This is a genomic window from Paraburkholderia fungorum (genome assembly GCF_902833645.1).
Classification (GTDB): Bacteria; Pseudomonadota; Gammaproteobacteria; order Burkholderiales; family Burkholderiaceae; genus Paraburkholderia; species Paraburkholderia fungorum.
The window spans coordinates 58,315-81,824 of the sequence record NZ_CADFGE010000020.1; the positions used below are offsets into that span (position 1 = coordinate 58,315).

General features: G+C 56.6%; 22 protein-coding genes and 1 pseudogene. 4 read left to right on the top strand and 19 right to left on the bottom strand.

Annotated elements, in window-relative coordinates:
• Positions 1-14 precede the first annotated feature (14 nt).
• The 3 genes from HWX91_RS39045 to HWX91_RS39055 are packed head-to-tail and all read left to right on the top strand — an operon-like array spanning position 15 to position 3,439.
• Positions 15-914, top strand: a complete 900-nt coding sequence (locus HWX91_RS39045; protein ID WP_028200580.1) for a branched-chain amino acid ABC transporter permease — start codon at positions 15-17, stop codon at positions 912-914.
• A 3-nt stretch (positions 915-917) separates the two neighbouring features.
• Positions 918-2,720: a branched-chain amino acid ABC transporter ATP-binding protein/permease gene (locus tag HWX91_RS39050; RefSeq protein WP_028200579.1), complete on the top strand. Its 1,803-nt coding sequence runs from the start codon at positions 918-920 to the stop codon at positions 2,718-2,720.
• Complete coding sequence (locus tag HWX91_RS39055; protein ID WP_028200578.1) at positions 2,708-3,439, top strand: ABC transporter ATP-binding protein; 732 nt, start codon at positions 2,708-2,710, stop codon at positions 3,437-3,439. The genes HWX91_RS39050 and HWX91_RS39055 overlap by 13 nt, the downstream gene beginning before the upstream one ends.
• Positions 3,440-3,694: 255 nt before the next feature.
• Here the strand turns inward: HWX91_RS39055 and HWX91_RS39060 are convergent.
• The 10 genes and pseudogenes from HWX91_RS39060 to HWX91_RS39105 all read right to left on the bottom strand — a co-directional run.
• Positions 3,695-3,898 (bottom strand): annotated as a pseudogene (locus HWX91_RS39060) (PAAR domain-containing protein); the annotation flags it as partial.
• 147 nt (positions 3,899-4,045) lie between these two features.
• A complete protein-coding gene (locus HWX91_RS39065) occupies positions 4,046-4,402 on the bottom strand; it encodes a DUF2235 domain-containing protein (protein ID WP_127837909.1) in 357 nt (118 codons plus the stop codon).
• Positions 4,399-4,851 (bottom strand): DUF3304 domain-containing protein, encoded by a 453-nt coding sequence (locus HWX91_RS39070; protein ID WP_081833271.1) that lies wholly within the window; start codon positions 4,849-4,851, stop codon positions 4,399-4,401. Before HWX91_RS39070 ends, HWX91_RS39065 begins: the two co-directional genes overlap by 4 nt.
• Positions 4,852-5,397: 546 nt before the next feature.
• A complete protein-coding gene (locus tag HWX91_RS39075; RefSeq protein WP_028200574.1) occupies positions 5,398-5,877 on the bottom strand; it encodes a hypothetical protein in 480 nt (159 codons plus the stop codon).
• Positions 5,878-5,897: 20 nt separating this feature from the next.
• Positions 5,898-7,058, bottom strand: coding sequence for a glycoside hydrolase family 19 protein (locus HWX91_RS39080; RefSeq protein ID WP_028200573.1), 1,161 nt, complete (start codon positions 7,056-7,058; stop codon positions 5,898-5,900).
• Positions 7,059-7,363: 305 nt separating this feature from the next.
• Positions 7,364-7,678 (bottom strand): hypothetical protein, encoded by a 315-nt coding sequence (locus HWX91_RS39085; protein WP_127837908.1) that lies wholly within the window; start codon positions 7,676-7,678, stop codon positions 7,364-7,366.
• A gap of 135 nt (positions 7,679-7,813) precedes the next feature.
• Positions 7,814-8,104: a PAAR domain-containing protein gene (locus HWX91_RS39090; RefSeq protein WP_028200571.1), complete on the bottom strand. Its 291-nt coding sequence runs from the start codon at positions 8,102-8,104 to the stop codon at positions 7,814-7,816.
• Between the two features lie 20 nt (positions 8,105-8,124).
• Positions 8,125-9,432 carry an SEL1-like repeat protein gene (locus HWX91_RS39095; protein ID WP_028200570.1) on the bottom strand — a complete coding sequence of 436 codons (1,308 nt, stop codon included), beginning with the start codon at positions 9,430-9,432 and terminating at the stop codon, positions 8,125-8,127.
• A 2-nt stretch (positions 9,433-9,434) separates the two neighbouring features.
• Positions 9,435-11,468: a phospholipase D-like domain-containing protein gene (locus HWX91_RS39100; protein ID WP_028200569.1), complete on the bottom strand. Its 2,034-nt coding sequence runs from the start codon at positions 11,466-11,468 to the stop codon at positions 9,435-9,437.
• Complete coding sequence (locus tag HWX91_RS39105; protein ID WP_102857320.1) at positions 11,465-14,323, bottom strand: type VI secretion system Vgr family protein; 2,859 nt, start codon at positions 14,321-14,323, stop codon at positions 11,465-11,467. Before HWX91_RS39105 ends, HWX91_RS39100 begins: the two co-directional genes overlap by 4 nt.
• A gap of 471 nt (positions 14,324-14,794) precedes the next feature.
• Here HWX91_RS39105 and HWX91_RS39110 point away from each other — a divergent pair, with 471 nt between their 5' ends.
• The gene (locus HWX91_RS39110) at positions 14,795-15,391 is read left to right on the top strand and encodes a recombinase family protein (RefSeq protein WP_028200299.1); all 597 of its coding nucleotides are present in this window, start codon (positions 14,795-14,797) and stop codon (positions 15,389-15,391) included.
• Between the two features lie 647 nt (positions 15,392-16,038).
• On the opposite strand, the gene HWX91_RS39115 is transcribed toward HWX91_RS39110, so the two are convergent.
• The 9 genes from HWX91_RS39115 to HWX91_RS39155 form a co-directional block, all read right to left on the bottom strand.
• Positions 16,039-16,524: a hypothetical protein gene (locus HWX91_RS39115; protein WP_028200300.1), complete on the bottom strand. Its 486-nt coding sequence runs from the start codon at positions 16,522-16,524 to the stop codon at positions 16,039-16,041.
• A 39-nt stretch (positions 16,525-16,563) separates the two neighbouring features.
• Positions 16,564-17,451 (bottom strand): DUF2971 domain-containing protein, encoded by an 888-nt coding sequence (locus tag HWX91_RS39120; RefSeq protein ID WP_028200301.1) that lies wholly within the window; start codon positions 17,449-17,451, stop codon positions 16,564-16,566.
• A gap of 133 nt (positions 17,452-17,584) precedes the next feature.
• Positions 17,585-18,160 carry a hypothetical protein gene (locus HWX91_RS39125; RefSeq protein ID WP_028200302.1) on the bottom strand — a complete coding sequence of 192 codons (576 nt, stop codon included), beginning with the start codon at positions 18,158-18,160 and terminating at the stop codon, positions 17,585-17,587.
• Between the two features lie 33 nt (positions 18,161-18,193).
• Positions 18,194-19,480 (bottom strand): caspase family protein, encoded by a 1,287-nt coding sequence (locus HWX91_RS39130; RefSeq protein WP_028200303.1) that lies wholly within the window; start codon positions 19,478-19,480, stop codon positions 18,194-18,196.
• Positions 19,477-20,115 (bottom strand): hypothetical protein, encoded by a 639-nt coding sequence (locus HWX91_RS39135; protein ID WP_028200304.1) that lies wholly within the window; start codon positions 20,113-20,115, stop codon positions 19,477-19,479. Before HWX91_RS39135 ends, HWX91_RS39130 begins: the two co-directional genes overlap by 4 nt.
• Positions 20,116-20,176: 61 nt before the next feature.
• Positions 20,177-20,752 carry a recombinase family protein gene (locus HWX91_RS39140; RefSeq protein WP_028200305.1) on the bottom strand — a complete coding sequence of 192 codons (576 nt, stop codon included), beginning with the start codon at positions 20,750-20,752 and terminating at the stop codon, positions 20,177-20,179.
• 76 nt (positions 20,753-20,828) lie between these two features.
• Positions 20,829-21,512, bottom strand: coding sequence for a hypothetical protein (locus tag HWX91_RS39145; RefSeq protein WP_052660838.1), 684 nt, complete (start codon positions 21,510-21,512; stop codon positions 20,829-20,831).
• 12 nt (positions 21,513-21,524) lie between these two features.
• Entirely contained in the window at positions 21,525-22,370 is an 846-nt protein-coding gene (locus HWX91_RS39150) for an HAD family hydrolase (RefSeq protein WP_028200306.1), read from the bottom strand.
• A gap of 182 nt (positions 22,371-22,552) precedes the next feature.
• Entirely contained in the window at positions 22,553-23,497 is a 945-nt protein-coding gene (locus HWX91_RS39155) for a DUF4365 domain-containing protein (protein WP_028200307.1), read from the bottom strand.
• Between the last annotated feature and the right edge of the window lie 13 nt (positions 23,498-23,510).

Below are 23,510 nucleotides of genomic sequence, written 5' to 3' on the forward strand. Positions count from 1 at the left end.
CAACGGGCCACGCCATGAGCACCTTCTTCCAGTTCGTCATCGAAGGGCTGACGACGGGCTCTTTCTATGCCCTCGTCGCCCTCGGCTACACGATGGTCTACGGGATTATCCGGCTGATCAACTTCGCTCACGGCGACCTGTTCATGGTCGGTGCGTTCGTCGGCTGGACCGCTTTGACGGCGCTCGCCGCGGTGCACCTGCCGCTTGCTCTCGCGCTGCTGATTGCGCTCGTTGCTTCGATGGCCGTCACCGGCGCCCTGGGTCTTGCCATCGAGCGCCTCGCATATCAGCCGCTGTTGCGCGCGCCGCGGTTGTCGATCCTGATCACCGCGCTCGGCGTTTCGCTCGCGCTGGAGAACGGCGTGCTGCTGCTCTATGGCGCCGGCTTCGACACCTACCCGCATGTGCTCAGCCAGGCAGGACTCGACCTGCTCGGCGTGCGAGTCAGCTTCACGCAGATCGGCATCATCGTGGCGAGCCTCGCGCTGATGCTAGCGCTTTACTTCTTCGTCCATCACACCTTCCTCGGCACGGCCATGCGCGCGCTGGCGATCGATCAGGACGCGGCGCGTCTGATGGGCGTCAATGTCGAGCGGCTGATCCAGCTGACCTTTCTGCTTGGTTCGGTATTGGCCGCCGTCGCCGGCGTCATGGAAGGGCTCTACTACACGCAGATCAATTTCTTCATGGGCTTCGTGCTGGGCTTGCGTGCATTCACCGCCGCCGTTCTCGGCGGCATCGGCAACATTCCGGGCGCGATGGCCGGCGGCATTCTGATCGGCCTGCTCGAAGCATTCGGCGCCGGCTATGTTTCGTCGCAGTGGACCGATGTGCTGGTGTTCGGTGTACTGATCGGTGTGCTCGTGATCAAGCCGACGGGCTTGTTCGGCGAACGCGTCGTCGAGAGAATGTAGGCCATGGGCGCGACGTCAGCCTCAGCGCGTTGGCGCCGCCCGGCGGCAGGTGGCGCTCTTCTGCTCGCCGCCGTGGCGTTGCCGGCGGTCGCCAGCAGCTATATCGTCGACGTCGGCCTGACCATCGCCACCTATTCGATCCTCGGGCTCGGGCTGAATATCGTTGTCGGATATGCGGGGCTGCTGGATCTGGGCTATGCGGCCTTCTTCGCCATCGGTGCGTATACGACGGCGCTGCTGGAAACACTGCTGCACTTCTCGTTCTGGGAAACGCTGCCGTTCAGCCTCGCGTTCGCCGGTGTTTCCGGCATCGTCATCGGCTACCCCACTTTGCGTCTGCGCAGCGACTACCTGGCGATCGTCACGCTCGGGTTCGGCGAGATCACGCGTATCGTTGCCACCAATCTGCGGATTACGGGCGGCCCGAACGGTATCTACGGTATCGATAGTCCCAGCCTGTTCGGTTACGAAATCAGCTCGCCCCGCGCGGTGTACGAACTAGGCATTGCGTTCTTCCTGATAGTGCTCGTGTTCGCGATCCGGCTCGGTCAGTCACGGCTCGGCCGCGCCTGGACCAGCATCCGCGAGGACGAGTCGGCGGCCGAAGCCGTGGGCGTACCGACGCTGCGAGTCAAACTGCTTGCTTACGTGATGGGCGCGTTGATCGGCGGTTTTGGCGGCAGCCTGTTTGCTGCGCGCTTCGGGACGATCGACCCGACCGGCTTCACCTATCTGCAGTCCGTCACGATCCTCATCATTGTGGTGCTGGGCGGCCGAGGCAGTATTCCTGGCGTGATACTCGGCGCCATCATTGTTGCCGGGCTGCCCGAGGTACTGCGTTTCCTCAACCTGTGGCGCATTTTCGGCTTCGCGATCGGGCTGGTGATTCTGATGCTGCTCCGGCCGCAAGGCCTGTGGCCGGCGCCGCTGCGCCGGGTGGCGCCGCCACGTGAAGGTGACGGCGTAGCGAAGCCTGCGCACCGGGAGATCGTCGCCGATGAAATCCTGCTCGATGTGCGCGACATGCAGCGCAGCTTTGGCGGGGTGCGGGCCGTCGGCGGCGTCAGCTTCACGGTGCGCGGCGGCGAGATTCTCAGCCTGATCGGCCCGAACGGCGCCGGCAAGACCACGGTGTTCAATTGCCTCACCGGCGTGACCCGTCTGAGCGGCGGCCAGGTTCTCTGGCGCGGCGCGTCGCTGGCTGGCGGAGCACCGCATCGCATCGTTCATCGCGGCGTGGCGCGCACTTTCCAGGGCATCCGTCTGTTCGCCAATATGACGGCGTTCGAAAACGTGCTGATCGGCATGGACCACCGGCTTCACACCTCGTTGATCGCCGAGTTGCTTGCGCTCCCTTCCGCTCGCACCGAAGCGGCCGATCACGCGGCAGAGGGCCTCGGCTGGCTCAGCTTCGTCGGCCTCAGTGCCCGGGCAGGCGAACGCGCGGCCGATCTGCCTTATGGCGACCAACGCCTGCTGGAGATTGCTCGCGCGCTCGCCAGCAACCCGTATCTCCTGCTGTTGGACGAACCGGCTGCCGGGATGAATCCGACCGAGAAGCATGCGCTGATGGAATTGATCCGGCGTATCCGGGATCTGGGCGTGACGGTGTTGCTGATCGAACACGACATGATGCTGGTGATGGGCGTGTCGGACCGGATCATCGTCATGGATCATGGCGTGATCATCGCCGAAGGTTCGCCGGCCGAGATCCAGGCCGACCCACGTGTGATCGATGCCTATCTCGGTACAGCAGAAGAAACGGCCGACGATGCCGCTGGGGAGAAATCGCTGTGGGACTCCTAGAAATCCGCGATCTGCATGTGAGCTATGGGAATGTCGAAGTTCTGCACGGCATATCGCTCGATGTCGCGGAAGGTGAGATCGTGGCCTTGCTGGGCAGCAACGGCGCGGGCAAGACCACGACGCTGCGCACTATTTCCGGCCTGCTTCGCCCGCGTGCGGGACAGATCGCGATGGCCGGAGAGCCGCTCACCGGACTGCGGGCCCACCAGATCGTGGCGCGGGGTCTCGGCCATGTGCCGGAAGGCCGCCGCATGTTCGGAGCGTTGACGGTCGAGGAAAATCTGCGGCTCGGCGGTTATCTGATCCGGGCCGACGGCGCGTTGCTGGAACAGCGCATGGCCGAGGTCTATCAGACTTTCTCGCGGCTCGGCGAACGGCGCAGCCAGTTGGCGGGGACGCTTAGCGGCGGCGAACAGCAGATGCTGGCCATCGCTCGGGCGCTGATGCTGCGGCCTCGCGTCGTTCTGCTGGACGAGCCGTCCATGGGTTTGGCGCCGAAGCTGGTCCGGGTGATCTTCGGCATGATTGCGAATATCTGCAACGAAGGCACCTCGATTCTTCTGGTCGAGCAGAATGCGCGTCAGGCCCTGCGTATCGCGCATCGGGCCTACGTGCTGGAAAGCGGTCGGATCGCACTAGCCGGCCCCGCCAGGGAACTGGCGCAGGATAGCCGGGTTCGCGCCGCGTATCTGGGTGGGAGTGCTATTGCGACGGAGTGATGGTGGGGCGGCTGGATGGCGTGTCGGACCGGGGCAGGTACTTAGCGTGCAGGCGACCTACCAGACTGGCCTCAGACTGGGATGAAATATGCTAGTGGGCACAGCGAAACCCGTCCTGGCTCCATACGCCGCACCACTCCTTCTCAAGCAAGGTAAATGCCTTCGCTGCGAGACAGGCGCGAATCCTCGCAATACGATCATCACCAATTGCCATAGAGACGGAATGTCGTTACTGGTTATGGTGGGAATGGAACATCAGGCGTCGATCGACATCGACTGCTGCGAAGCAACGAGCTTCGGCAACGGATCGCACTTGCAGATGCAAAGATCGTCGCTTAAAGCAGCGTGCCGACCATCGGGCGCGGTCATCACCTGACGCAGACCATCGCATTTGATCTTGCCCGTCGTGTTGCATGTGGGACATTGCACCTCATCGCCCTCGTGGGCGACGTCACGACCTTCGAACTAAATCGCGATGGGTCTTCAATGCCTCGGCATAAGCCGGCGCCTCGATATCGATCGTCCCCCACATCGCATGCTTAACGGAGCTGTCGTTCAACGATTTTGGGCCGACGACCGCCTGATTCATACGGTCCTCGCCATCACTCAATCGGCGATCGCCTCCCGCGCCAAACGCGCCGCCCAAGACGGGGTCCTCAAACCAAACATCGGGTTTGTCGACCCAAGACGCTTCGCCGTTGAACGGTTGCCGACGCCGCTGACGTAGAAGCTATAAATTCCTTTGCCCGGGGCATTCATCGAAGCGTCGAACAATCTTGCGACATTGCTCCATCGTTGTCCTGCCGCGTCAGCGTCCCGGTTGTTTCCAGTCCCGTCAAAGAAGAACGCGAGGTGAACCATGTCGGAACAATCTTGTTTCGCCGCTGGAGGCGTTTTTGGAACGTCACGCGTCGTGGCCGCTATGGTCTGCATCAACGAAGGCGGTTGGGGAAGCGAACTCACTGCTTCTTTCCCTCCGGCTCCGGTCGTTCGTCAACATATTCCTTGGATGCCTCAGCAATTGCCGTTGCGTTCGGGTACACATGAACGGTGAGGACTTTGGAGTCGCCCGGCAATTCCTGTAGCACGGCAGTCGCGTGAATTCTTTCGCCCAATCTTGGAGCGCCTTGCCGGCCTCCCAGCGAATATTCGATTGATATCGGGCCCGGTTTGACTTTCACACAGCAAACAATTTTTCCGCCGGCGTTGCCCGGTTCATACGCCATGAACGCACCGCCTGCGTATTGACCGTTGACGGCAACATCGTAAATCGCACGAGGCCAGTAGTTGTAAACGGCGACATCGAGATTCATGGGCCTTTCCAGGCAGGCAGTGAGTGGCAATACGGACAATAACCCGACAATCAGGCGGCGGATCATGGAGTTGACCGCTGCTTCAGTTTTGGACTTCATTCTTGTTGTCTCTGGTGTTTCGCTCGACTTGAATGGTAAGCAGATCGCGAATGCCCGACATCAACCGTCGGGACATTCCGCGGAAAGTTCTTCATGAGATCGTCAAAAGTCAAGACCTTCGACTTCACCTGTTCGAGCAAAGCGGCGACTTCCGGCAAGGCGTTGAACGAATCCACGTAAGCAAGTGCGATACGGCAATAATTGACGAGATCGCCGGCACCTTACAGTCTATATTGCCGTGCATTCAAAATCTGCGAGCGTAAAAATGCGTACTGCGCCGAATCTGATAGCCGACGACTTCCACGGCAATGACGATGCTTCGCTGAGGCTGCTACCGCGCGAGCGCAGGCTCAGCTAGCCGTGCTTCAATACACTTTCTTCACTCGGCTGGATGTCAGCGAAATACTCTTCGACTTCAGCGTCGTGCTTTGCCAAATAAATCGTCATGCCACGAGAAATTACATCCGCCAATAGAGGAGACCCATCGCCTTGTTGCTAACTGAATGGCGGGGTAGTCCGCGGGGTTAGTAGACTCGCGAACAGCATTTAGTGCATATCAACTTTCGTCACAGGCGCTTCATTGACCCCGTCGAAAATCTTATTCGAAAAGCTTTTGTATCTTGAAGCTTGGCATTGCTGATCGAAAATTATCTTCCCATTTTTCGATACATAGACCTCGCCCGGCGAGATCGAGGACACGACATAAGTGTACGGCTCCTTCGAGAACTTCAAATGCAGGCCGCGAATGCTTCCTTCGGAGACGTCGGTGATCTTGATCGTCTTGGACGGCGAGGTATTTTCAGAAGGGAATGCGAAAGCATCGTCCTTGCTACCGTATCGGTATTGCACGTAGCCCCGATTAGGGGCGGTGTTGTTCTTTGCGCAAACGGAAACGGTCTTCCCGTTCTCCAGCGGACAACTAAAATAAACCTCCTCGCCTTCGCTGCAAAGCGTCTGTTCATCCTGCGACGACTGAGTCTGCGCATTCGCCACGTCATATTTGACGAGCGACAACACAACAACCATGAAAAATCCTGCCATACGTATCACTTCAATCCCTCCCAGTTATGAATCGAGGCGAAATTGTTCCGCCGGTCAACTATGTCGTTCATGTTCTCCTGGCTGATCGGGTGGCCAGGATGATGCGCAAAAAGCCCGGGATTGATCGCTCGGGTGATGTTGTCGACGTCGTCCTCGGTCGCCCCGTGATCGGCCGTTTCGTACATCCTGTTGTTGATCCAATATGCCGCTGCGGATCTCACTGCATACTTGACCTCGCCAACAAGCGCATAGTCGACCAGAAAGTCCAGATTCGCCTCGCTGGGCCAGCCCCCCGAGTTGTGCTGGTGCCATTCGGAAAATTTTTGGTACTGTGTTCGGCCTGTAATCTGGATCAAGCCTCTCCCACGGTATTTCCATCCATTCCCGCTCGCAATGTCTCCGTTGCCATTTCTATTCGCATACGCACGATTGGCGATGGCCTGTTCATTGGCAGGATGCTGGGAAGTGCGCCCGTACGATTCGGATTCGTCGGTATGTTGCTGGAAATACGAGAATTTTTGCCGCAACCTGTCAGGCGGATAGTTCAGGCTTTCGCCATCATGAACAGCCAAAGATGGGCCCGCCTCGCGCCGGATTTGCGCGAAGAAGTGCTCACGTCTGAGTGGTTTGTCGAGCTTGAATAAATTGATATTGGCGTTCAGTTCCGTGATGGCAGCTTGCAATGTCGCAACGTTTGCACTTGGGAAGATGTGCTGCAACATCGGCAACGTAAACTGGAAACCGTAGCGATAAAAATTGCCGACCAGTCCGACCGGATGTATATGATGGACGTTCGCGCTCGCTGGCGTTAAGCCGGCCGTGCCCGACCAGAACCTGAGCTCTTCAATCCGCTTTTTCTCCGCTTGCCACACAGGCAACCCCGCATGCATATGCGAGTCGAGTGCATCCCACTTGCTTATGTCGCCGCCCCACTCGGTTTCATACCGCACGATCAGATGAACGATGCGATCCGCCAACCATGGCTTGCCGAGCGCCAATTGCAGTTCGTGTGCCGTGATCTTTCCGTCCTTCAGTCCCTGATCATCTATTGCATCCTCAAGTTTCTTGATGGTTTCATCGGAGCGCGCTGTGTCGAATGAATCTTCGAAACGTGCAATCTCGTCGGGCGTGCCGTTATCTGCGATATATAACGCACGTTCGAACATGACCGACACCGACGCGTCGAGATTCGCGACGTCGAAACCCGGCCAGTCCCACGGGCTTTTAAGTTCGACGAGCGGATGTCCGTGATCGCATGCCCAACCATCGATCTGTGCGTTATTCTCGTCGGCGATGCTGACCGCGTACCACGTCTTGTTTTCTGCTTCGGCGCATTGCGGGGCCGATCCGGTGGCGACTACGCCTTAACGAAACCTGAACTCTTCTCATCTTGGTCGTATGCGTATCCGAAGTCCAGCTCATATCCTCGCAGTGAACATGGCTAATTGCGCCAAGAACGGGACGTCACAGATCAACCACGCGGGGCTAGGCTAACCATCAAAAGAAGCAACTTCCCAAGCACAACGCCGGTAATAAGCCAGCCAAACACGAGGTAGCCGATCTCGCTTTTACGTCCAGCATCGTACTTCCAGCACACAACGAAGAGTAAGGGGACGACGATTCCAGCAATGGCAAGCTCCTTGGGCCAATCGGCAAATGGTGCCAGCGGCCTAAGGGCGCTTGCCAGTAAGTACCAACACGGCAAGCCTGGCAGTAACAACAGTCCTCCCAGAGCTATCAATCCTAGCCGATTAGCTCCAGATTTTTGTTCAGTGGATTCATTCATATATCGAATCGCCATGTCATCCCACAATGGGGATATTCCGATTCATCCTTTGCGAGAAGGCGGTTCAACGTAGCGACGAGCAGGCGCCTGTCATAAATGGCAGGCGGTGATCCGTGCGCCTGCGACCACCAGACATCACACATCGACGGACATTGCCTGCTGCGAGGCGACGAGCTTCGGCGGTGGATCGCATTTGCAGATGCACAGATCGTCGCTCAGCGCCGTTGGGCGTCCGCCCGGACCCGGCATCGTGAGACGCGCGCCATCGCATTTAATCTTGCCGGTCGAATTACAGGCCGGACACGCTACGTCATCGCCTTCGTGTACGACGTGCCGACCACTAAATGACAGCGTCGTCGGCTGCGCTTGAACCGTTCCAGATACTGTCGTGTGATCGCCGTCGAGGATTAGATATCGCTTTGCCATCTATCTGCCTATTATCAGAATCACGTCTCATCGATGTACGCGACCAGTTCCCAGGCCACCTTCGCTACCTGCTGACGCGTGCCCATCATGCGGTCAAGGAATGCAAGCGTGCGCGGTTGATGTACGACCAGCGACGGTAACGTATCGCCCTTTAAGAAACGCCGCTGCGAATCACCCATCTGGCCCGCTTCGAGCTTCGCGTGCCAAACACCATCTTCGGGGCAGATATCGCCTGCGCTTGCGAGAGTGCCGAGCGGTACACGGGATGCGACCTTCGAGGGTTCGTCGGCCTGTGATGTCTTGTTCGACAACCCCGATAGCGGGAGGCCCGTAGCCGGATCAAGTTGCTTTGCCTTTGCCAGTTGATCGATGAGTTCATCGGACGGCTTCTGCGGCAGTGCTGCAGCATCCTGCTCTTTTTGCCACTGGAACGTACCGTCCCACGGTGGGAGTTTCGCCGGCGGCAACGGCACAATCTTGTCGATATCGGGAACCTTCGGGTTGCGACCGTCGTTACGATGAATAAACTGCCCGATTAATTCGTAACGATGAGATCGCTCCATGTCCCGCTTTACTCCGAGATAAGCTACCCGATCCGAGACAGATTCGGTTGCAAATCCAGCCTCAAGTGACAAAGCACTTTCAGCACTTCCGGCCTCAACGCCTCTTTGATACGCACTTTGCGCTTCGGCATATTTGCTGTCATTCTGTAGACTGATGCCAAGATAATTTGCCGATTCGGCATGACCTTGATCAGCCGCACACTGAAACATTTGACGTGCAATTTCCGGTGCCATATCGGCAGGATCAAGCAAGTTCCCGACGTAATACTGAGCATCGGCATTTCCGAGGTCCGCCGCCTTGCGAATGTACCGTCGGGCTGCATCATCATCGCGCTGGAGGCCATAGCCATTCAGCAGGTAATGACCGATATCGTAATAGCCGCTCGGAACTCCCGCTTTGATGAGTTGCTCGGCAAGATCGACACTTTCTTTTTGGGGATTGGGCGACGACGCGGCTCCTGACGAGATCAGGATTTGCAGATTGTGGTTCGCCTTGTAGTGCCCATACGCTGCCGCTATCCGATAGTAACGCGCAACATCGTTGAAGTCCTTCGGTCCGGCCTTTTTTTCAAGGAAGCGGCCATACTGGAAAAGCTTGTCCGCTTCAGGATCGACAGGCGGCAAATGGTCCACTTCCCGGGCACACGTGAAGGCGAGCTTCAGGCGCACGGCGCTAACATCGGGCAACGGGTTCATTGCGTTCTCGTTCTTCGAACAGGCCGACAACAGACTCACAACTGACAGCACAATGAGCGTTTTGCGCATAGTCAATCGAGCGTGCTTCGCTTTGTTGTAGCAGTGAGAAATCCGACTAGCGATGCAACAGGTGATTGCTTTTTCGAATTTTTCAGACTTTTGTTTTTATCCATCAACTGCTTCCAGGCAGAATATGCTTTTTCCATATTGTCTCCAATGGAATTCGAATAAATAATATTATTGCCTGAGTCCGAGGCCACTCCAGCCTGTTGTGACTGTGCGGCCTTCGTATGAATAGCCCATAACCGCTTCCGGAGCGTCTTCGTCACGGCACCGTGCTCATGGCAGATGTTCAGTTCGCTATCGACCTCCATGCTACGCGTGTTGATGTTAGCCGAGCCGTGCGTGAGGAACACATCATCGATGACCATGATCTTGCTATGTACATAGGTGTTCATCCAGTTTCCTGCCGGAGAGTCAGGCGCAACCAACGTGCAGATTAGCGTTTTCAGTCCGTTGATATCGCTCGGAACCACTGGCCCACTCTTATTGGCGTCGATCTTGCCGTTTACAGCATCCAATTGCTGTTGCAAGTCCTTTTTGCGCGCTTCGCTCTTGGCAAAAAACGGCGCATTCTGTGCCGCCGTGCCGGTTCCGTAAACTCTCACGGTCTGCTCACTGCTATCGATGTCGTCTATCTGCGACTGAAGACTGCTTTGCTGTTGTTGCAGTGCGTCGTTGCGTTCCGCTTTCGTCACACTTGGCATCGTATCCGCATGCCCAAGCGACTCCATCATGCGGTACGTCGAAACCTGTCCGTTTTCCAGCGCATCGTCGCTGGAATTGGTCACGACAAACAGATAGAGCGTCCCATCCCTGCCGGTGTCCCGTCCCCATGCAAGTTGTTTATTGACGGCGGCCTTGATCTGATCGACCAGCGGTGGCCAGCGAAAATACTGGTTCTCGATATACATGAAGCGGGACGTATTGTTCGTCACCTGCTTGTACATCGACCGGATATCCCGGCGATTCTCGGCTTTCTGCGACTGTGTGCGCAGGATTTGCGCCATCACAGGAGTGCCCTTGTCCTGTCGGACGGTGAGCCGCGATGCCAGCGCCTTGCGCGACGTAGTCAGGTCGACTTTCGTGGTGTGCTGCCACGCACGACAGAAGTTCACATTCAGATGTTCGAGGATCGGACCAGTGACGCACGCGGACATGTCCTGCCTAGGCGTCGCGCCATTGCGTCCAAAGCGCGGATGCATCCGTGCAAACGAATGTTTATCGTCGTCCCAATAGGCGTCGAGCGTGTTGTGCCCCATCACGAAGCCCACCGCATGTTCCGGCGCGTCGTAGTCCACCATCACCATTTTCTGGTGATGTGACGGTTCGCCACCAAAGCCGACCGTGACCGCTTCCTCGTTGAGGCTTTTGTCGTCGCGAAAACGGGATTCCCGCCACATGATTTCCCAACGGTCCTTCAACGAGAAATCCCGCGTCGCCATTTCCACGCACGGGAACCCCTGCAAGGCAACGACGTGGGCCGGATCAGGTGGCGGCAATCCCGCCGTGTGTCGCGCCCGCAATTCCGCTGCCCACTTGTTCCTCGCTTCCTCCCATTGAGGTCCGATACCCGGGGCTGTCGCATGCCGATACCACTCGCGGTCATATTCCCGCTCCGTGTTGTTCTCGTTCTGCGTGAAGAAGTGTCTCCACCAGGTCAGGCCCGGAGTCGAATTCTCGGACATCTGCGCGATACCAAGGGAATCCGCCCAACACAGAACCCGGACCCGCACGCCTTGCAAGCCCTTTGTGATGAGCAGATCACCGATATTCATCGACGCGCCGCCATCGCCGCGCTTGAAGTACATCGATGGCTGAAAGCCCCAACAGATGATATCGACACTAAATCTTGCTGAATTAATAGCGTCGTAGACGGCACCGAATGCTTCCTCACCGTTCACCAGCGGCTTGTAGGAGCATGGCAGCGGGTGAAATTCGACGGGCCTGTTCTCGTCGGTAAAGTCCACGAACCAGGGTGAGCATACTGCCGCAGTCGATGTCTGGTTCTGTGCAAGCGGTGTCGTGATCGGCGCGCCGGTCATGCGTCGTCTCCTGATGGCGGATTGAGCAGGTCGCTGTAGCGTTGTCGATGCTGAGCACGGTCGCCGGGTGGGGTGACATCCGTCGCGCTGCCATTCTCGTGAAACTGGAATCCCTGATTCGCGAGCGCCCCATTGCCCGCATCCCGGTAATCGGCCGGTACGGGAATTTCGTGCTTGACGCCGCTCGCCATCTCAAGCGTATATTTCTGCGTCGTCACGTGATGGTCGATCGGCAACTGCCCGGTGTTGTCAAACACGCCCTGTTTGATGAGCGCCCCATCTGCATAAAGTTTATACGGCATGCCTGCAGGCACGACATTCGTTGCAGAAGGCGAAGCCATCGTGTTCAGCGCCAGTCGCCGCGTCGGCATATCCTTGAACGCCGGGTTCGTCACGTCCATCCGCGTCGGTCCGCTGAACGGGAAGTTCGCGCCCTTGAAGTCGATCGTGCCCGGTGCGTGAATCTCGATGTTGCCATCCTTGATGCGGATATACGCACCACCTGATGTCAACAGGATTTCCTGCTGCGCAGCGGCCTGAATCTTTTCCGTGGCGGATACAAGTAGCAGCGATTTCTGCGCCGTCAATTCAACATTGTCGGCATGCGCCTGCACTTCAATCTTTCCTTTCGCGGCAAACAGCTTCATCCCTGCGTTTTGCACGAACAGGCTCAGCTTCTGCGTTACACTTGCGACCAACGATTTACCCGTTGCGATGTGCGTGCTCTGCCCGCTTACCAGATTGATGTGCTGGTCCGTCGCGACATGCGCCGACTTCTGCGTCGACAGCGCGATACCCGCAGGCGCAGCGAACAGCATCACGGGTTGCGTAAAGGCATTCGCGTTCCCTGTTCCGCCGCCAGCCGTGTTGCCACCACCGCCTGTTGCGCCCGCTTCGCTGTGCTGTGTCGCATCGGTGAAAGCCTTCAGCGCAGCGTGTCCGTCCTTCAGGCTTTCCGCCTGCGACGTTTCGCTCGCCTGCGATGCCGCCTCGAGCACGCCCTCTGAACTGACAAGCTGGTTGCTGGCGACTCGCGCATCGAGCGGCTGACTGGCGACAGGATGCGTCGACACGTACAGCCCGCGCCCGGCACGTAGTGCGCCGTAGGCTTCGGAACTCAGATCGAAGCCACTGCCGAGAAAGTTGCCGCGCGTGTTGCCGGTGTGATCGATCAGATAACCGAGGTGAAGTTGAGCATTCGTGCTCGAACTATATAGCTGCACTCGGTTCTGAGCGGTCGCATCATCCATCACCATCTGATTGAAGCCGCTGCCCGAGAATTCTTTCGAGCGGAAACCCGAGAGCAGCCCGTTCGAGTGACATTGTGGCTTCGCTGCGCCGTTATAGACCCGGTGCAATGCGATCGGCCGGTCGATGTCGTTGCCGATATAGCCGATTATCAGTTCTTCACCCGCCCGCGGCATATGCACACCACCATAACCATTCCCGGTATCGGACTGCGCGACGCGCACCCAGCACGATGCCCGCTCATCGCCCTCATTGATCCGGTCCCACACGAACAGCACCTTGACCCGGTTCAGTTCGTCGGTATATGCCTCCTGACCTTTCGGACCGACTACAATGGCCGACTCCAATTGCGCTTCGGGCTTGCGGTGTTCGAACGGGCTGCGGTACGGCACACCCGTACGCTGCGCTTCGACGGAAACCCGGTAAAACCCTGTGGAGCCGTCACCATGGGCAACACTGAACAGCTTGCCCGGATCGTCGGCGCGAGCCTGCGTGAGTTGATTGCTCAGGCTGTGCGGGTAATTCGTTTCGTGTCCGGAAAGCGGGAGATTGTTCTCGATGGCCCATTCAACCTCGATGGCCGCAAATTCACGCTGATCGTCCGAATCCTGATCGTGTACAGGATGACCGGCTATCATAAAACGCCGCCCTGCGTCGATTGCGCGCAAACCGCCTGCGCCATGAAAGCGCTTCGCCTGCGACTCCCATTCCTGCATGCGGATTGTCGACAAGTGATCGCCGCGCTCCTGTTCCCGATAGGTATAGCCGCCCGTATATTCGTAGACTTCAGTCTGTGCTGGCAGCACCCCCTGATTCGCCATCGTGGGAATCGCTGTCGCCTTCGGATTGAACGGCGTCGGCGGATTCTTGTAGTCGAACGTGCGTGTCGACAACAGAACAGATTGCAGCGTCCGCGTGCCCGACCACTGCATCAGTGCATCGGCCTCGCTGTTCACGCCCGCACGATAGAACCCGACCGTCCGCGGCGAGAGCGGTTCGAGCGTCTGGAGGCGGTCGGTAATCACCAGCGTATGCGATTTGCCGTCACTCGCCTGCTGCCAGATACCGTAAAGCCCCTCTGACTCCAGCAGCCGGTGCACGAAATTCCAGTCGCTCTCGCCCTGCCGGCAGTACGAGCGGGTGGGCAGCGGCTTCGATAGTACAAAGCGGAACATCCCGCGCGCCTGCGGGTGCTCGTTGAACACGTCCGAAATGATCGCGTCGGCGCTTTTATCCTGCCAGTGCTTCTGGTCGCGCCGGAACTTCAGGAAATGCATCCATGACGAAAAGGCCAGTTGGTAGGTGGTCAGACTGCCTTCGCTGCCTAACCGACGCGCCATGTGTACGTAGCCGTGGTGTGGGAGATACGTGCTGTCCGTCTGCTGTATCCACAGCGTGACAGCTTGCGCGATTAACGTCTTGAGCTGGACATCGCCCGACGTAGATACGCAGTCGAGCATGAACAGATAATCACGGCCAATGCGCGATTGGCCAATGACCCGATGCGGCAGCAGGACATTATTGCCTGCCGGTGTATCCAGTTTCAGAAGGCGGTCCTGCTGTGACAGCCCGCCTTTTATAGCCCCGATTGCCTCCCGCGCGCCCATTACTGCCTCTCATTATTCCCGCTGGTTCGCGCGATTTTACGTATGACGATAGTATGAAGGCAATCGGACAAGTGTGAGAATTTGCAAAAAGGATACCAGTTTGATGCGACATGAATATTCGGGTGAATGCCGAATCGGCAACGCATTAATTCCGCATATTCTAGCGCCCTTGCTCTGCCAATTATTCGCCGCCTGCCATTGCGTGAATCGTGTTGAGCAGTTGCATCGGCTTGATCACAGCGCCCATCCACGCTAACTGCCGGTACATAGTCGAGATCAGCACCGGAGATATCAAAGCATTTACCCAAACCGGACTGAAGACACGTGTACGGGTGGTGGCACTGCTATAGCTCATATGGGTACACCGTAACGAGCCAGTATCTCGGGCGCTGGCGCTTGGATCAACAGGATCAACCGTCAATTTGAGCGATGCTATAATTGATCCATACATCCTACTGATCCATGCAAATTATGCGGAAGCTCTACTACGGTCGGATTTCCACCACGGACGGCCAGTCCTCGGCGAGCCAGTACGACGACGCCAAAGCCCACGGCGTGCAGGACAAGGACGTCTTCATTGACGAGGGCGTGAGCGGCTACCACGTCGCCCCTGACGAGCGGGAGCAGTGGCGCAAAGCGGAGCACGATCTCCGGCATGGCGGCGTCCTCATCGTGCGCTGGCTCGACCGGATCAGCCGCCGCTATGACGAACTACACCGAACGATGCGCCGCTTAATGGACCTCGGCGTTCGCGTCGAATGCACACTCAACGGGATGGCTTTTGACGGGAAAGCCAAAGACCCCATCGAGAAAGCGACCCGAGATGCCGTGCTGGCATTCATGGCGGCACAGGGCGAAGCGGACTACCGCAATCGAGCCGAGATGCAGCGCCGGGGCATCGCAATTGCCAAGGTCGAAGGAAAGTACAAGGGGCGAGCACGGTCGCAGGACTACGCGGCGATCAAGGCATGGCGGGCGGAGAACGGCGCAAGCATCCGCCAGACCGCCGAGAAATTCGGGGTTGGCACCGCCACCGTCAAACGCGCTTGCGCTGAAATCACGCCTTGACGGCGAGCCAAGCGAGCGACACCTCTCACGCACCCCGTGTCTTGCCCGCAAGAGAGCGAAACCAACGAGTATATTTAGCCGAGCTCCTTGGGTCCTAGGAGACCGTCGTTCACAATGTGCCCTCGCAGACGTTGGTCCCACCGTTAATCTGGTTAGAATGTAGCTTCCACGACTTGGGGAGACGGGTATGACTAGAAGGCAGATCGAATCGTCCTACCGTACCGTGATGGAGGACGACTACAGAGATAATCTGGTACGCGTTGTGGCCGGATATGAAATCCGCTCAGACAGATGGTCTTTCATGTCTTCGTCGGGCGTACCAAAGAAGAGATGGTGAAAATCAAGGATGTTGGCGTAGCGCTTTCCATGAATGATGCAATCGATGTTGGATTCGCCATGGCCGAGGATCACATCGATGAGGCAGCGGGCACATAGAAAGAAACTGCTCGCCCGGATTCCGTCGCGTCGCGCTGTTAATGTGCTTGCTGGGCGATGCGGCGGCTCACGACTTTCCCCTTGCCTCTGCGCATATCGGAGCTAGCAACCCGCCGTGATCGCACAGCGGCAACCACGCCTGCAGGATCAGCGTGCTTCCCCAATCTTTACGTGCGAACGCTGACTAAACAGTCAATCTCTCGCGATTGACCTCATTCGATACAACTGTAGTAGCCAAGCGTCGTCAGTTGGATCGTCCGTAACAATGGATACTGTTCCGGTATAGCGTTGTTTGCCATCTTTCCACATCCCGCGATCTTCTTTTTTACCTCAAACACGAATTCGTCCACCGAGACGATCTTCGCGCCACACAATTCATCTCGACCTTTGGGATGCGAAACAAGAACCGCAATTCGCTCTACCGGCGTTGATTGGTCAAGCCACGGAAACACACTCGAAAACATGTGCCTTTCACCAGATTCGAATTTTTTCCGGAACCTTTTCTGGCGCATCTCCCATGAGTGAGCGTCGATCGACGGTTCAATGTGAATCAAATGCTTCGTTTGAGGATGAAATGCGACGACGTCCAGCTCCATCTCCCAGCCGCCATGTGCAAGTCTTCCGACTTTAAGGTTCCGCTTGACCAGATAGCCCGACCAATCGTAAAACTCACTAATCAAATCTTCGAGATGGGACATGATGACGCCCGTTGGTTGAATCGTCTATCGTTTATCCCGCTATCCCCGATATGGCGACTTTGAATGGATTACTTCTGCTGAATAACCCCTAGCCTGCAGGAATGTCTCAAGCAGGCGCTCTGAAGCTTGAGGTGTGTGATCGATATGATCCGGGTTGACAGGTCCCAGCCAAACCTGCGTTAGAGCCCCCTTCGCGAACGGGAATGCAAAGTAGGACGTTACGCCATGCCGTACAGTACGCCACTTCATCTCCATTAATGGCTGCAAATGCAACGTTCCATCGCTGCCCTTCGGCATAATGACTGTGCCGTTGCCAAGAAGAGGGGTGAACACCAGCCGCTGTTCCTTCTCGTGCTTGAACGAAACGTCCTTGCAGATGCTTGCTGTATCAAGGATTAGATCGGTGATGCCGACGGAGAGATTAACGCCTTTCGCTGCGCCAATAATTGAATCAACTTTGCCAAGGAGGTGCTCTTCCTCTCTCGGGCCAAAGTAAAGGACATTGGTTAGCGCGAGCATGTTTTCAACTGGTGACGCACGACGAGGGGAATAAAATGGTCCGGCATGTCCCAGCCTCCATGATGACCTACTGTTCCTCCACAAAGCCTTAGCGTCAAATCCCAAGGCGAAGCCTCGCCCTTGATCTGCGTAGCTCTTCCACTGGATAGTTGAATCAGCTTCTCTGGAAAACGAGCAAACAAAAGCGTTAGCCTTATTGAGCTCGTAGTCGATGCGAATTTCCTGCTCCATCTCGGACGAGATATCGCCGTTCTTCGCGTGCTGCCCGACCCGGCCCAATACCACCTCCTCCACAAGCAGTACCTCCGAAACGTCGTTCATCTTGCGTGTGTTGGAAAGCCAGAGCTCTGCCTTATCAATGATGGAAATGAACGCGGTCGCATCACAATAGTGATAGATGATCGTCATCACAATGCTCCTCAAGGTAGCCTTCCGTGGACTGATGACAGGGCGAGTTGTGCGCCCATGATTTTCCAAGATATCGGTCACCGTCTGCAACCAAGCGAGGCGCCAAGTGCCTCGGTCGCACTCGCAGCTTTGGCTATTCGAGGACAGCAGCATCCCTCGTAGGTAGACCATCCATGCAGAACCACGGAACTCGGTCGGGATACAGGAGTGAAGCCAATACCGCAGCGGCACCTATCGTATTCGATTGCGGCTTTGGGGGGGACTGCGGCCAAGATCGGCGCAAATCGGCTACACGGAAAATGTCGTGACCGATCGTCCAGGCCAAGTTTTGTCCGGAGCTCATCATATCTTCACCATATTCAAGAAATACAGGATTGATATAAGCGGCAAATGGTACGCCATCGAGTTTCCATAAGTCATGGTCGAAGACATCGCCGAGCTCGGTTTCCTGAGCGGTCCTCATCAATACTGTCAACGTTTCGTTGGGGCGCTCGATAAGGTCAGACACCGTCGAATAGTCATTTTCGCGCCGAGCGAGCAAGTAATCGAGCGTCGATTCCGGTGAAATATCCCAGCGCGCAAGACGCGCTCGACACGCAACAACGGAATTGAACAGCAGCCCCACCAGTTCGTCAGCTTGGTCGTCCAAGCGAAGATGCGCGGCACGGGACAACGCGACGGCCCAATAAGGAGCTTGAGCGTCGCTCATCGTAACTATCGAGCCTTTGTAATGCTCAAGTAGCTACTGTAAAAGCGCGGAAAAAAGCGCTTCGGCGGTCCCACGTCGAGGATCATCAGTCTCATACAGCCTCGGTGCAGCCCCCATCCAACCCAGCACCTTTGCTACTCGTAGCGGCAGATAGAAGAGCTCCGCAAGCCCCCCTCCCCGATTGGCGAGAAGCGCATAGCGATCGCGGTTCAAATCGTCCAGCAATTTCGAACCGGCGGCAGTTAGTAGGTCTCCCGTTGTCTCCAGGAATCGTACAGTCGCACGCTCCAGCGATTCCGTACGGAGATGCGGTAGCAGGCAAACTGCAAGCGCCGCACTTACTTGCGCCTTCCTGAATGCGTCGTCGGAATATTCGGCGCGTGCAAGTGCTGCGTCAGCAAAGCGTTCGGCAAACCCGACAAGTAGTTCTGGCGTTGGGGCAAGCGGCGACAAGGCCGCGGCCACCACGTTCGCGAACGATCGTGGGAGCCATTCCTCACTCACAGAGGCGTATGCGCGCCAAAGATCGTCATAGCGTTCCTGAACTGCCGCTGCTCCATCACCCGGCCACAACTGAACGAGCTCACGCAGCGGCTTTGCCGGGTCCTTACCGTAGTGTGGGTTGCGACAAAACCTTGGGGGACCGTAAAGATTCAGTCCCCAAACCACTGGGGTTTGATCCTTGGTCCGGAGTCGATTCGAAACGCACCGCCCTATTTCGACAAGGTCTAGGATACTCGCGGTGTCTTGGACGAAGTCCCGACCTTCAATGCAATCCAAAATTGCATTCGTACCAAAGCCGCCCGAGTTGGTTTCCCCCGAAAACTGATTCTGGGCCGACGTTGCGACCAGCGTAACGCCAGGCGTTCCTGCATCACCGAGCATGTCCGCCTTGAGCAAAACACCGAGATCAGCAATCAAGCCTCCACTTTCACACGCGTCGATGATGATATTGCTTTGCGCTGGCGCAGCTTCATTAATGCTGCGGAAAACGTCCGAAAGAGAAAGAGCAGTAATCGATTGTGCCTCGGACTGCGTATCCCGAACCCACATGTAAAAACTTCCCGCTCGCACACCACCATGACCGGCGAAGAATAATGTAAAGGTGTCAATGGTTCCGTTCGAAAAGAGTGCTTCTCGCAGAGCCTTACGGACAGCATCTACGGATGGTGAAAGTATCAGTTGCGAACGGGACTGATCGTAGTCCCCGATGTCAGGGCGAACAAGTGCGTCGAACATCCTGCGAGCGTCGGCCTCAGCGCCCTCGAGGGTGTTTGCATGGTCGTAAGCATTGCACCCGATCGAAAGGAGAATTCTCATGTGTTTTCCCCATAGCGAGCAAATTTTGCTTTGCGTTCCGCTTCGCGGGCGACGGCTTCGTGAGTCTTTCGATGAAGAATTTCGTCAAAGCGCTGCTTGAACTCGGGCGAGACGGTGCTCAAAGCATCGGCCATACGAGCGGCAGCCTCTGGACCAGCGTGAATTTGAGGGAGCGTGACTTCGCCGTTTCGATTCGCGACCAACTCAATTTTCTCCATCATCTCGAGCAGGGCATTTTCCACCGATCCCGCCGCCTGCGCATCAACCGTATTGCCCGTTTGTTCACAGGCAGATGACACTGTGGAGTAAAGCATCGCAGCGAACTGTTGATGCATAGCATCAAGCAGCTCTCGGACATTGCGATCAATAGCATTGAGGTTGTTATCGACCAAATCCTGAAACTGCGTCTCGACCGTCGATGAATGTTGCCGAGGTTGATTGACGACTGCGTCCGGTGCGCCCGGGTGTACCCAGCCACCGCGGTGGCGTAAGCGAAATGAATTCTCGGCTGACATGTACTGCGCAACCATTTTCTTTTGTTGCTCCGCTACCAGTCGCAGAAAAGCTTCGTCGAAGGCTTTGGCACCCGCTTTGTCGAAAAAGTAGTCGTGATCGCTTACTGGCTTATCTTCCATATATGTTGCCTCAGCGTGTTCAATTGCAGGAACCGGTATGTCGCAAACTATACAACTCCGGTTAGCCTCGTTGCGCCACTTTGAGGATGGTCGGGTGCGAAACGGCATACTCCCTTGCCAGTCCACGGGCCGAAGCGCCTGCCACCAGTTTCTGCCGAATCACGGCCTTTTGTTCTGGCGTCAGGGCGTCCTTGCGCCCCAACTTCTTGCCCTCGGCCTTCGCACGTGCCAGCCCGGCGTGTGTGCGCTCGATGAGCAAGTCGCGTTCGAACTGCGAAACGGCGGCGAGCACCGTCATGTGTAGCTTGCCGGATGCGCTGGTCAGATCGACTCCTTTGAGCGCCAGGCAATGCACACGGACACCCAGCACGGCCAGCCGATCAATGGTTGCGACCACGTCGGTCGTATTGCGACCCAGCCGGTCCAGCTTGGTTACAACCAGCGTGTCGCCCTCGTCCAACCGTTCCAGCAGCTTTGAGAAGCCGGGGCGCTCCGCAGCGGGCACGCTGCCCGAAATCGTCTCCGCGACCGTATGGCGCGGAAGGACGGCAATCCCGGCCGCTTTGGTTTCGAGTAGCTGATTGTCGGTGGTCTGCTCGGCCGTGGACACGCGAGCATAGAGGAACGTGCGGGGCATGGCTTCCTCACGGTAAACAAACGTGAAAATCTATCTAAGCCAGCTGATACCCAGACACTCGGGGTAGCCACAGTCTTCAATGACTTGTTGAGGCGGTAGCGGGAACGGACGCATTATTCGAATCTGGTTGCAGACATGTGGCGGGGGCTGCCGGTAACCCATGAGCAGAGGAATGTGGCGCTTGCACGTCGCCATCAACGCGTGCGCCGTTGGTAGCAAAGTACGCAACGCCACTCATAACGAGCAGGACGATAAATATACCGCCGTAAAACACGTGCTCCTTGCCAGAACTATGAAGCTCCCAGCGACCTAGCAGCTTAACCGGGCTATTCTCGCCGATGGTAGCCGTCAGTGACGCGGCGTCCAACCGTTTGTCGCCTTCGCTATCGGTAAGTCCGGCCGCCGCTAACCGCTTGGATAGAAGCTTCTCCACCGTCAGCCCGTGTTTCACGGCTCCTAGTAGGAGCGGATGGTACCAATAGCGATCCATGAAATAAAACGCACTCCAGATGAACGCACCGGCGAGAAAAATTATAGACGTCACTGCTATGTGATGACCAAACGCAGTGATTTGATAATTTTCCTTGATCGAGACACCTACCCCTCCGACAAACGCAGACAGGAGCAAGATGGAGAAATTCCGGATACGCAGCTGGATATCGTTGAAATGCATCTGCACATCGATCGTCTTCTCCCATATCGTCAGCAAGGCGTCGTAGTTATTCCCAGCCGTCATTTGTTGTTCTTGCGTTTGCGCCATTGTGAGGAACTCTCAAAAAAATTGGAGTATCTGTGAATAAGTGGTAATCGTATGAAACGCAGATGTATTCAGTTCTGTTCGATTCTCCGCCATCGCGCGCTCCGCTTCCACCTCCTCCGGGGTCCAATGTGTCACCCGCCTAAGCAAGTTGTACGATTTGACAGCGGATTTGACATGGTCAGCGCCCGCCGAGAACCAGGCGCAATCAACGCCAGCATCGAGAGCCATACGAATATCTTTGGTTTTGCTATCGCCGACATAAAAACAGTCTCTAGGCAAGAGGTCCAATTCGGCGATAATTTGATGCAACGTTTCAGCGCGCGGCTTCTTGAAGCGAGCGGGGAGTTCTATGGTCTGAGTGTGCAGCAAATTGTGACTGTGCGAATAACCAACCGGCAGCTCGTGATCAACAGGACAGTAAAGCCGGTCTATCAAACCGTCTAATCCGAGTTGAACGATGCGATAGCTGGAGTAATACAGCTTAGACTCGGAAAAACCGATCACAAGTATCCCGCGTTCCTTAAGTAGAGTAAGGGTATCAAGGACATGCGGATATAGCTGCAGAGTTCTGCCGCGCGCCAAGCGATACGCCTCAATGGCGGGTGCCATAGTGGACCTCAACTTCTCGCCCTCTCCGAACTTGGCCCTCAGCGAGGGCAACGACTCAAGCAAGAAGGCGTACTCCGAAGTACCGTGCTGCTGGTGTATTGCTCGCGCTTCTCTCATCAGTTGACCAGGCGAAACACCGGAGATTTCAATGACCTCACACATCATCGCGGTGAAGGACTGGTACCACATCGCAAACCAGTCGAATATCGTATTGTCGATGTCTGTGATTAGTGCTCGTTTGATGCTCATTCGTCTGTCCTGTCGGGAAAAGGGCCGTAAGCAACTCGCTCACAGAGCGACACAGGTACAAGTCTATTGCCATTGCGAGCAATGCGTGCGAGGATGCCGCCATCGGCGCGGGAGACAGGCACTGCGCGTTGTAGCCCTCGTGGTTTGTGCGCGGAATGTCTCTCGTTGCTGATGCGCGTCCCCTAAGCGTTGCCAAGGATGTCTTTGCGTCGTCTAGGTTCATACACGGTATGGAAGCTATATTTCGCTAAACCTCCATTCCCGGCATGCCTGCGCAAGATGACTTTGACTACCCCCGTTTGCCTGAACGAAAAACTCACTACCGCGATAGCGTAAACATATTCGACGGGGTCGCCTTTTGCAGGGCGAATTTCTTTGAGGTCTTTCTCTTCGGTAGACGAGATGATTCGTTTGGCCACGCCCAGTAGCTGGAAGGATTGAAGAACGACCAATCGTTTGCGCTGCGGACGTGTGATGTGCCGCCAACCATCTCGCGAAAACTGAACCAACGGACCGCCTTTCGCAAGCCCAACCCCCAAAGCAAGTTCGCCAGTGTAGTACTGCCGAGCTGCTCGCTGAACGTGGAGTTCCTGAGGGCTTTTCTTTCCGGCCACGGAAACGCGCTCGGTGAGATACGAAAAGTCTGTCGCCTTCGCGACCAAGCGACGCATCAGCATGTCGCGATACAGCGTACCGCAAAGGGCCGCAACTTTCTTTCGCGCAGAAGCATTAAACAATTGCTCGCTTGGAACCACCGCCTGCGCTTTAGTCAAAACTCCCGGCGCGCGAAGATCGACCCAAGTCGCTACAAGAGTTTTTGCGTGCACATGCACCATGATTGCTGCTCCAACAACCCTTCGCCACCGCTCGAAATTCATCTTCAACTTCTCGGCCGCAATGGGAACTGAGGTTTTGCCGCCCACCCCAGGATTTTTGCTAGTGCATTTCACTTGAACGAAGACGATCTGGCCAGTAGGAACGCCGCCGGACTCGAGAAAAATCAGCCCGTCAACGCCGTCATCATGTTGACTTTCAAGCTGCTGCCAACGACCTCTCCATTCTTGCAATACCACGCGCTCGACAACGTTAATGCCCAACTGCCCCGTTCTTTGGGTTTCCATGCTCATCGTTGTTATATCC